Annotated in this window: 7 protein-coding genes; 4 read left to right on the forward strand and 3 right to left on the reverse strand. The window is 36.1% G+C overall.

From position 1 onward, the window contains the following. The first annotated feature begins 43 nt into the window (after positions 1–43). Positions 44–1,060, forward strand: coding sequence for a tetratricopeptide repeat protein (locus E1171_RS15690; RefSeq protein ID WP_155206995.1), 1,017 nt, complete (start codon positions 44–46; stop codon positions 1,058–1,060). Between the two features lie 81 nt (positions 1,061–1,141). On the opposite strand, the gene E1171_RS15695 is transcribed toward E1171_RS15690, so the two are convergent. Continuing rightward, a complete protein-coding gene (locus E1171_RS15695) occupies positions 1,142–2,455 on the reverse strand; it encodes a RagB/SusD family nutrient uptake outer membrane protein (RefSeq protein WP_222931520.1) in 1,314 nt (437 codons plus the stop codon). A gap of 27 nt (positions 2,456–2,482) precedes the next feature. Beyond that, entirely contained in the window at positions 2,483–5,488 is a 3,006-nt protein-coding gene (locus E1171_RS15700; protein WP_155206997.1) for a SusC/RagA family TonB-linked outer membrane protein, read from the reverse strand. A 569-nt stretch (positions 5,489–6,057) separates the two neighbouring features. On the opposite strand from E1171_RS15700, the gene E1171_RS15705 reads away from it, so the two are divergent. From E1171_RS15705 to E1171_RS15715, 3 genes are all read left to right on the forward strand, one after another. Beyond that, positions 6,058–6,654: an NUDIX hydrolase gene (locus tag E1171_RS15705; protein WP_246164382.1), complete on the forward strand. Its 597-nt coding sequence runs from the start codon at positions 6,058–6,060 to the stop codon at positions 6,652–6,654. Between the two features lie 155 nt (positions 6,655–6,809). Next, positions 6,810–8,069, forward strand: coding sequence for a DUF819 family protein (locus E1171_RS15710; RefSeq protein WP_155206998.1), 1,260 nt, complete (start codon positions 6,810–6,812; stop codon positions 8,067–8,069). 161 nt (positions 8,070–8,230) lie between these two features. After that, on the forward strand, positions 8,231–9,244 hold the full coding sequence (locus tag E1171_RS15715) for a cation diffusion facilitator family transporter (protein WP_155206999.1): 1,014 nt from the start codon (positions 8,231–8,233) through the stop codon (positions 9,242–9,244). A 530-nt stretch (positions 9,245–9,774) separates the two neighbouring features. Here the strand turns inward: E1171_RS15715 and E1171_RS15720 are convergent. After that, positions 9,775–10,386 carry a TonB family protein gene (locus E1171_RS15720; RefSeq protein ID WP_187696491.1) on the reverse strand — a complete coding sequence of 204 codons (612 nt, stop codon included), beginning with the start codon at positions 10,384–10,386 and terminating at the stop codon, positions 9,775–9,777. Positions 10,387–10,391: the final 5 nt, after the last annotated feature.

A 10,391-nucleotide genomic window follows, 5' to 3' on the forward strand; every position in this document is an offset into this window, starting at 1 on the left:
CCTATTAAGATTCTTTTAGTTGATGATTTTTTAAAGAGCGACTATGAAATTATTTAAGTATTTGATTTTTATATTGTTGGTGTTTGGTTGTGATTCAAAGTCTACAGAAGTGCAACGTTTTATTTTAAAGGGGAATGAGGCCTTAGCTGGGCAGGAGTATTTACAAGCGGTTCGGTATTATACTGAGGCAATTAAAAAGGATTCCACTTCTGCAGATGCCTTTAATAATAGAGGAGTGGCCTATCAGGGGCTGGGACAGAATGGGAATGCACTGGCCGATTACAATCAGGCAATTATTTTAAAACCGGAATATTGGGATGCTTATTATAACCGATCCAATAATTTTATTGCGATGAAGCAGTATGACCGAAGTCTGAGGGATTTGGAGGTAGTAGTAGAAGCTTGGCCTGACACAGCTTATGTGCATTTTAGCTTAGGTTTGGTATTTGCTAACAAAGGAAAATATCGAGATGCAATAGTTTCTTTTAGCAAAACTATCGAATTAGATCCAAAAAATGTAGAGAGTTATATTAACCGGGCTAATATGATGCTATATACTGAACAATATAGGAAGGCTGAAAATGATATTGAATATGCTTTAAAATTGGATAATAACCAATCTAGTGCATATAATGCTTTGGCCATGTTAAGGGTAGAAAAAGGAGCTTATGATGAAGCATTGGAGGCTATTAGTAAAGCTCTGAAATTGGAATTCCAACATCCTTTTTATTTGAACAACAGGGGTTATATTTTTATTAAAAGGGGAGAATTGGATAAAGCTAAAAAGGATATTGATTTAAGTATTAGTCTGGATCCCTATAATGCTTGGGCATATAGAAATAAAGGGATTTTATATTTGGAATTAGGAGATTTTAATCAAGCCATTCGATTATTTCAAGAAGCAATTTCAAAAGATGAAAATGTACAGTTGGCTTATTATTATTTAGGGAAGGCCTTCCAAAATGAAGGAAATTTGAAAAAAGCATGTGAGGCCTGGAAGCAGTCAGCTAAGAGAGGGGAGGAAAAAGGGAAAGTGATGTTAGATAAGTATTGTAATTGAATTTATTTTTCCTTTGGAAATTTCCTGACAAAAAAAGGAGGAACTTTTGCTCCTCCTTTTTTATCATATTTTCTGAAAGTTTTAAATGCCTATTTCCACTAATGGTGTAGGAAAAGCGGTGTGAACATTATCTCCTAATTCACTAAGTTTATTATAGCGCATCATATCTAACCATCTGTGACCTTCCATGAATAATGAATATCTTCTTTGAGTTAGCATTTCATCTATTAAGGTTTCATTGGTTTCTTCCCCATTATATGCTTCCAAACCGGCATTTGTTCGAACGATATTCAAGGCATTAATGGCGTCTGTGTACTCCTCTAAATGGATTTTTGCCTCAGCATAAATTAAAATCAATTCTTCATTTTTTATAATGGGAATAGGAGCAAGCTGGTCTTGGTATAACCAAATATCATAACTGCTACTTAATTTACTTTCTTTATGGAAGAAAGCCTCTTTACGTTCACTCACTTTGTCCAGTCTTAGATCATTTGGATCGGCTTCAGTGACCCAATCAGGATTTGCTAATCTCCATTCTCCAGTATTATTTTGTTCTAAATATAGTGGGTTGGTAATATCTCCAGAGCCACTTGAAAATACAAAATATGCTCCATCTGCAAGACCTCCTTGTGAAGTTTCTAGGGTGAAAAAGGAATCATTTAAATAATTGAGGGCTTGATTGTATTCCTTTCTATAAATAGCTACCCTGGCAGCAAGGGCCCTGTTAAATTCCTTAAAGAGAATACCGGAAAAACCATCAGATAAGCTTATTTGTAAATCTAAAATGTTTCCTTTGTCATCTAAAACATCTTCCTTCATATATTCATATCCCTCATTGAGCATATTAGCAATAGCATTTAATGCTTCCTCCTTTCCAACAACTGGCCCTACATTATCCGGATTATTAACGTCCAGTCTGATACCATTGCTTTGTTGTTGGTTTAAAACCATTAGGAGTTCATGGGCCATAATGGTTTTTGCAAAAGCAAGGTAATCCGGTTTACTTTCCTCACTTACTTTGGTTGAATTATTTACCGCTTCTATAAGGAGGTTGAGGTTTTTGACTGTTCTATATCTTGCAGCATAGGGTCTTGTGGTATAAAAGGCATTATTATCCAGATTTCCCATGATTAAATCGGAAATATACCTAGGGTCAGATCCTGAGTGGCGAATAATTTCTCTTCCAATTACATTAACCCCATCCATGTAAGTTTCCAATTCCATTCTCATTTGGGATAAGGAACCTATTACCAAGTTATTTAGCTGGGCACTGTTCGCATTCTCTATGGCAGTAAGATCCGGACTGTTTGGATCTATTTGATCTTCAATCTGGCACCCTGATAGAATTACCATAATTAAGAGTAATTGGGTGCCTATTTTATTGATTAATTTCATTGTTCTCATTGTTTAAGATTTTATAGTTTACAAACCAACTGATAAATGGAAGAAGAATTTTCGGGAAGAAGGGAAAGGAGTAACTTCCACCCCCGTAGAAATCCCATTATTCCCAAAGTTAGAGACTTCCGGGTCGTAGCTGCTGTATTTAGTAAACATTAGTGCATTATTGGCAGATACTCCCACTTTTAAATATGAGATGTAATTGCTAAGTGTGCTTCCAATTACCTTTTTAGGAATGTTATAGAATAGGGCTATTTCTCTTAATTTCAAGTAAGTGGCATCCTCTATAAATTCATCAGCACTATTACCTTCTGAGTAGGCAATTTTTCTTTGGTCACCATTAATGATTCCATTATTGTCATCGTCTTCATCATAATCAAAGGTAGTACCTCCGAAATCGCTCAATAATTTAGTAAGATTAATATTGTCTCCCCCCTGCTTCCAATGCCAGAGCATAGTAAATTCTATGTTCTTAAAGAAAGTCAAGGTGTTAAAAGAGGACATTTGAAAATCAGGTTCCGCATTTCCGATCACGACCTCTTCATCGCCTACATAGCCCACAATTTGCGTAACGGATTTGCCCTCTTCAATTCTGAAGATCCCTAAAGCACTTGAAAATCCTCCAGTGGTGAAAGATGGGACATCCAATCGAGTCATTTTTGAACGGTTCTTCCAGAAACTGGTCCGGGATTCCCATTTCAGATTAGAAATATCAACGGGGGTGGTGCTTAAGGCAATTTCTATTCCCTTATTATTTAAAGCGCCTCCATTGACTGTTCTACTAGTAAACCCAGAAGAGTAAGGTACATTTGCTCGTAGAATGAGGTCTTCTACCGTTTTGTTATAATAAGTGGCTTCCAGATTAATCTTATTGTCAAAGAAACCTATATCTAATCCCGCTTCAATTTCCTTGGATCTTTCAGGTTGTATATCTTTGTTTCCTCTGACTAATCCAATAATGGACCCTGCTTGCCCACTAATTCCTGTACCATTAAAGATGGTGAAGGAAGGTTGCTGTAAATTTACAGGGTGGGGACTAGGTACTCCACCCGCTTCTCCATAAGCAAGCCGGACCTTTAACTGACTGATAGGATCCACGCTCCAGAAATCAAAATTATGCAGGTTAGTGGCGGCTGAAATTTTAGGGAAGGCATATAGCTTATTTGGGTCTCCGTTAAGAGATGATTTGTCCAGGCGAATACCAGCGGTTAAAATAAGTTTGTCAGCAAAGTTGGCTTCCTGTTGAAAAGAATAGCCTATGTCAATTGTTTTTAAACTCTTGTTAAAAACACTAACAGCGCTGGCCTGTTCTAAATTTTTTTGGCCTCCTATAAGTTGGGTTGCTTGTGTAGTAAGCCTATCTTGATTGAAGTCTAACCTTGAAGTTCCTAATTGAGAAGTAAAGTCTACTTTATTTATGGATTTGTTAAATACTAAGAAGGCTGATGCGTTTGTATTTATCACCCTATTATTTCCTCTGGAATAAAAGCCGTTCATTACTCCCATGAATTGTAAATCTTCAGGAAAGTATACATTACTTTCATTGTTATAATAGTCCACTCCTCCTCTTAATACCATTTTTAAAAAGGTATCATCTGTGTTTATGAAATGAAAGTTGACTGTAGATCCTGTTAAAATCCTATTGGTGGTTTCATTTATTGTGGAAAGATCTCTTGTCTGAATAGGGTTAGAACCAGCGTATGGGTTGTTTGGGTAATTTCCATCTTCGTCGGGGAATAGATCGGCCCAAGGTTTGGTGGAGGTAAGGGCTACTCCATAAGAAACTCCTGCATTGTCATTGTTGGTTAATCCTCTGTCTGCTGATGAATGGATATAGTTTGAATTAACAGAAAAATTAATCAGGTTTGAAAGTTTATGGTCGATATTGGTTCTCAAGGATTTTCGGGAATAGCCTGTGTTTTTTATTATTCCTTCTTCATCATTTAGCGTTCCTGAAATAAAGAACTTTGTTTTTTCTGTTCCTCCCGAAAGGCTTAAGTTAGACTTAGTGATAAGACCTATATTTCCGTACATTTCTTGTTCCCAATCAATCAATCTTCCTTCTTGTTGAGCTTTCTGGAAAAGGGCAACTTCAGCATTTGCTGCCTCGATTCCTTTTTCCGTGGTAAGATCAAAGAGATTTCTTACTTTGTCTACGGTAAATTCTCTGGAACCTAATGGGTTAAGAATACTAGTGTAGCCAATGTCCTGATTAAAGTTAATTTTGGTTTTTCCATTTTTTCCTTTTTTGGTAGTGATAATAACCACTCCGGCGTTGGCTCTAGATCCGTAAATGGCAGCGGCGGATGCCCCCTTTAATATTTCTATATTTTCGATTTCATCCGGGTTTAAATCAGCAATACGATTCGAAGGATTATCCTGATTTGTAGTTATATTTGACCCTCTTGAGGCCTGGGTAACGGGATTGGTTCCTGCAGATATTGCAGAATTGTCCATATAGACTCCATCTACAATATATAGAGGTTCCGATGAACCGGTAATGGTGGTAATTCCTCTAAGCTTCATGGATATACCTCCACCCGGAGCTCCAGAATTTGCAATTATATTTGCTCCCGTTAATTTTCCTTGTAATGCTCCATCGAGGGTAGAGGGTGAGGTAGTACCCGTTAAATCCTTTGCGGATACAGTAGAAACCGCATTGGCCAGGTTACTTCTTTTAATAGAAGAAGCAAGCCCGGTTACTACAACCTCTTCTAAACTGGTAATGTCTTCTTCCAAAGTAATATTTAAAGAAGAATTTGAGGATGTTATCGTAAATTCCTGGCCTTTATAGCCTACAAAAGAGAATTCCAGGACATTATTCTCCTCGGGTACTGTTAGCGAATAATTACCGTCAATGTCAGTGATCGTTCCCTTTCCGGTAGATTTCACAACTACATTGACGCCTATTAAGCCTTCTCCGTTTTCATCAGTTACTTTTCCGGAAATAGAAAAATCCTGACTAACGGCATTACTTATACTGAAGAACAGTAGTGTAATGGTTAATAAGAATGTTATTTTTTTGTTCATAATTGTTATAGTTTAGTTTACTTAAAACTAAGGTTTATAGTAGATTATGCAAATACTTATTTAATGAAATTATTTTGATATTTAGGTAGAAAATTAATTATTACACTAATATTAATTTTAAAAAAAAGTTGTGAAGTTGATTTTTGTAGGCTATTGATATAATTTTTAAATATTCTTTTTCAAGTTGGTTTAGATTGCGGGTAGGGATTGTTGAAAAATATCAAGGTATGTTATTATGTGTTATGGCCACTTTGTGATGGTGGTGATGTTTTTTTATCTTATATTTTTTCTGGAAAATAAAATATAGGTAAGGAAATAAATTAGGTTTTTGGGTGCTAAAATGACTTTACTAATTATTTAATCAATTGGAAGTTTTTTTAAATTTGTCCCAAATCAATCCTGGGTGAATAGAAAAATTTATTTTAAGAGAACCCTAGACGGTAATTTTTTACTACAGTTCCAGTTGTTATTTAACATTCACCCAATATTTTATGGATTTAGAAATTATTTGGTTAAATAAAGCTTAACACAGGTTGTTCTATTCTTTTATTGAAAAGCTCGAGGAGAGATTGAAGGCGCCATTACCAGGTGAAGTGGCTCAGCGAAAAATGGCCCCTCTCTTTAAAATTGAGGATCGTTTTAAACTATCAAGCCCCAAATCTGCGCGACGAGGTGGCGTATTGTTGTTATTATACCCTGAGCAGGAAAAAATTTTTTTTCCTTTGATGTTGAGACCTTCTTATCCAGGGGTTCACAGTGATCAGGTTAGTCTTCCGGGAGGAAAGGTGGAGAAGTATGATAAAAATCTGATCCAAACAGCTTTACGTGAAACTCATGAGGAAATTGGGGTTGATCCTTCCCAGGTTACAATACTTGGTGAACTAACGGATTTATATATTCCTGCCAGTAATTTTTTAGTTCGTCCTGTGGTTGGGTTTGCGCGACATTCATTATCATTTCAACCAGATCCCAAAGAAGTGAAAAAAATAATTAAAGCAACCTTAATTGATCTATTGGATGACTCCAAGATGAAACAAACCCAATTGGAATTAACGAACAAACTTATCTTGGATACTCCTTATTTTGATGTGAAACAGCATGTTGTATGGGGAGCTACTGCTATGATATTAAGTGAATTTAAAACTATTGTTAAGGAGATTTTTTAATGCTTTTTTCTAAAGATAAACCGAAAACGATTTCGTTAATTTTTTTAGGAGATGATAGTATGCCTGATTAGAGGCTTTTTAATATGAAATAAATCTTTAATTTTATGAAATTTTTTCAACAAGAGATAAGAATTCTACAAGCAATTAGTTAAATTATGGAACCAAAGGATTTGAATGAACCCCTAATAACCAATGATGCGGTGGTATTGGGGTTACTTTTTCTCGTACTAGCTCTGATTTTTAAGACTTCAAGTAGTTCGCATCCATTTTGGAAGAAGTTCTACACATTTATTCCGTCCCTTCTTTTATGTTATTTTATCCCCTCAATATTTAATTCCATGGGGCTTATTTCGGGAGAATCCTCTCAGTTGTATTTTGTGACCTCTCGTTATTTATTGCCTGCTAGTTTGGTTTTACTTACGTTAAGTATTGACCTAAAAGGGATTCTGGACCTGGGTTATAAGCCATTGGTGATGTTTTTGGCTGGAACAATTGGTATAATGTTAGGTGGTCCATTGGCAATTATTATAGTTAAGCAATTCAACCCTGAGTTGGTCGGAGGGGAAGGAGCAAATGAGGTTTGGAAAGGCCTTTCTACAATAGCCGGTAGTTGGATTGGGGGAGGAGCCAACCAGGCTGCTATGTTAGAAGTTTTTGGTGCTAGTGGGGGTTTGTATTCCAAAATGATAGCTGTAGACATTATTGTGGCAAATATTTGGATGGCCTTTTTATTGTTTGGAGTGGGGAAATCCCTGAAAATTGATCAAGTGTTTAAGGCCGACTCTTCTTCAGTGGAAAAATTGAAGCAGAAGGTAGAAAATTATCGATTAAGCATTTCAAAGATTCCTTCTACTTCGGATACTATGCTAGTGGTAGGAATAGCATTTGTCGTTACGGCTATTGGCCATTATTTTGCCGATATCCTTGGACCTTATATAGAAGTAAATTTTCCAGCATTGAAAACCTACAGTTTAAACAGTAAATTTTTCTGGTTGGTGGTAATTGCTACTGCTATTGGATTCTTCCTTTCATTTACAAAAGCAAAGAAGCTGGAAGGTGTTGGGGCTTCACGAATCGGAAGTGTTTTTATTTATTTGTTGGTAGCAACAATTGGAATGAAAATGGATGTAATGGCTGTTTTCCATTCTCCGGGATTGTTTTTGGTTGGAGGGATTTGGATGTTGGTTCATATTACGATTTTGTTGGTAACGGCAAAAATAATTAAAGCACCATTCTTTTTTGTGGCTGTCGGTAGTCAGGCGAATGTTGGGGGGGCGGCTTCTGCTCCAATTGTTGCGGCTGCATTTAACCCTGCTTTAGCTCCCGTAGGAGTTTTACTTGCAGTACTAGGTTATTTCTTAGGAACTTATGGAGCATATCTTTGTGGTTTAGCTATGCAGTGGATTTCCGCATAATGATGAAACACTGGTGAAGGTTTATTTTTGGCATTGAATAAAAGTTTCCCGAAAAATTTCGTTCCTTTAAAGAGATCTACATTCATGATGAGCAACCTTTCTTTAAGGTTGCTCTTGTTTTAATGGTTGTTTTCTGTCTTAATTTGCTAAAAATAAGGACCATGAAGGAAAAGAAAAGGCGCCTACAATTAGTAATGCTTTCCTTAGTAGTAAGCGTGCTGTTGATGTCAATAAAGTTTGCAGCTTATTATTTGACCGGGTCCAAGGCTATTTTAACCGATGCTTTGGAGTCCATTATAAATGTGGTTGCCGCCGGATTTGCTTACTACAGTATATATCTCTCTTCAAAACCAAAAGATGAAAACCATCCCTATGGGCATGGGAAGATTGAATTTTTTTCCGCCGGATTTGAAGGAGCCTTAATTGGATTTGCTGGTCTTTTTATGATTGTAGAATCCGTTCAAGCATTTTTTAACCCTAATGATCTTCAAGGCCTTCCATTAGGAGCTCTAATCTTAAGTTCCACCATTTTTGTAAATGTTGGTTTGGGGTATCTGTTGAAGAAAGAAGGAGAAAAACAAAATTCACTTACCTTGAAGGCTGATGGTCAACATTTGCTGGTTGATGCCCTTAGCAGTACGGTAATTGTAATTGGAGCTTTTCTTATTTATTTTACCAATTATTTTGTGCTGGATAGTGTTTTTTCTATTCTTTTTGCCCTTTATATTTTATTTAATGGATATCGGTTAGTAAGGCAATCAGTAGCGGGCCTAATGGATGAAGTAGATCCGAAAACTTTTAATAAAGTAGTAAAGGCTTTAAATAATCATCGAAGGAAAAACTGGATTGACGTACATAACCTTAGAATTCAGAAATATGGTGCTGATTTACATGTAGATTGTCACTTAACCCTTCCTTTTTATTTTAATCTGGAAACTGTTCATGATGAAATTCAATTGTTGGAGGAATGTTTGGAGAGTATTTCTTCTCATAATGTAGAGGTTTTTACTCATGCAGATCCCTGTATTCCTGGTAAATGCTGTGCTTACTGTCGGGTAACTGATTGTGTATTTAGAGAAGAGGAGTCCTTATTAAATATTCCTTGGAATAAGACTAATTTGGGGAAAAATCAGAAACATTATTTGGAGATTTCTCAATTGGGTAAAAAAAAGTAATTCAAAAAAGAGGCAAGAAAGAAGTTGTTTCAAAAGACTCCTTAAATAAATAAAGGGAGTTTAATTGAGCTGCCTTTTTTGAATTTGATTTTGTCAAAACACAAAGGAAAAGCTGCATTAAAGGTCTTTAATTTTGACCAGCTACTTTACTTCATTCTTCCTTGGAAGAGCTCATGGCTGAATCCAATTCGGATAGCGAAACAAGAGGTTGATGGCTTTGGTTTTGACCCTATTTTTTTAAAAAAAAGGGTGATCGAAAATACCATAAAATGTGTGTTATTCTAAGAAAATTGGCCTGGTAAGCTCAATCGGCACGATAAACAAGAACAGCTACTCAATGGCAAAAAAAATATTCAAAAACTGATCTTTCAAACACATAAATGTGTTTGAAAGATGACCACATGCAAAGCGTCACTTCATTCTTTAAATTTTCTTAAATTGAAATTTTTATTCTCATTAAAAAAAGAAGAGGCTGATCAGATATTACTTTTGATACAGTCTCTTTTTAATACACTTACTCTTTTTTCTATTTAGTTTAACTTAAAATTAATTGGGAGTGTCATTCTTACCTTTACTGGTATACCTCTTTGCTTTCCGGCTTTCCATTTTTTTGAATTTTTAAGAACGCGAATGGCCTCTTCATCTAATCCTGCACCCCGTCCTCTTATTACCTTAACATTAGTTATAGCCCCATCAGTATCTACAACAAACTGCACAATTACCCTACCATCTATCCCCATTCTACGGGCCTGTGCCGGGTATTTCATAGTTTTACTGACATATTTATAAAAAGCTTTCATGCCACCAGGATACTCGGGTTGATTTTCCACAATCGTAAAAATTTCATCTGCTTTTTCTTCTGTTGGGGCTTCTTCAAAAACAATTTCCTCAATTTCTGTTTCTTCAGTAACCTCTATATCAAGATTCACCTCAATTTCTTCTTCAATTTCCTCTTCATCAGGCACCTCAATTACTTCTGGTTGTTGAATTACTTTTGGTGGTGGAGGGGGCGGTGGCTGTTCCGTTGGTGGAATTTCGGTTAATTCCTCAAAATCGTTAGAGAGTGTTCCCAAATCCATACCAGGCCCGACATTGTAGCTTTTAAATTCAAAAGCGAAGATTACAATTAATAGGCTTACCACAAACC

Origin of the sequence: Xanthovirga aplysinae, assembly GCF_009711365.1 — a bacterium.
GTDB lineage: Bacteria > Bacteroidota > Bacteroidia > Cytophagales > Cyclobacteriaceae > Xanthovirga > Xanthovirga aplysinae.